At 71.1% G+C, this 710-nt stretch carries 1 protein-coding gene; it reads right to left on the bottom strand.

Annotation, left to right across the window (positions count from 1 at the left end):
- Window positions 1-208: 208 nt before the first annotated feature.
- On the bottom strand, window positions 209-559 hold the full coding sequence (locus C1I97_RS38360) for a metallopeptidase family protein (protein ID WP_181447122.1): 351 nt from the start codon (window positions 557-559) through the stop codon (window positions 209-211).
- Between the last annotated feature and the right edge of the window lie 151 nt (window positions 560-710).

Genomic DNA, 710 nt, shown 5'->3' with positions numbered 1-710 from the left:
GCCCCGCGGAGTGCGAGGGCCGGGCCCCGCCACCGGTGTCCTCCCCCACACTCACGCAGCCGGTGGCAGCGGCGAGGGCAGCGACCGCGGCGGCGAGACGGACCGACAGGTACAAGGGGCGCACGGGAAGCCACCTCCGGGATGAAAGACGTCACCGTGCCCAACGCCCTTCACCCGCAAGAGGACACGCGACCGGCCCGGACGAGCCTCAGCCGTACCCCAGGGCGTGCAGGCGTTCGTCGTCGATCCCGAAGTGGTGGGCGATCTCGTGCACCACGGTGACCTCGGTCTCCACGACCACGTCTTCCCGTGTCTCGCACATCCGCAGCGTCGGTCCGCGGTAGATCGTGATCCGGTCGGGCAGCACGCCCGCGTACCACTCACCGCGCTCCGTCAGAGGGGTCCCCTCGTACAGCCCGAGCAGCTCGGGATCGTCGGCGGGCGGCTCGTCCTCGACGAACACCGCGACGTTGTCCATCAGCCGCGTCAACTCCGGCGGAATCCGGTCGAGAGCCTCGGCGACCAGTTCCTCGAACTCCTCGCGCGTCATCTCCAGCACAGGGCCATTGTCCGGTACGGCCCCCGCCGCCACCGCGCACCCGCGCATACCCGAGCGCGGACTTGGGCATACGCGACCAATGGCTCGCGCCCCCCTCGCAGAACCGAACCGCCCGCACGGCCCGCACGGCATAGGAAGGGCGGTACGCGCC

The sequence above is a fragment of the Streptomyces sp. NTH33 genome (genome assembly GCF_003236365.1).
In the GTDB taxonomy this organism is placed as follows: domain Bacteria; phylum Actinomycetota; class Actinomycetes; order Streptomycetales; family Streptomycetaceae; genus Streptomyces.
This window is presented reverse-complemented; position numbering and strand designations above follow the sequence as displayed.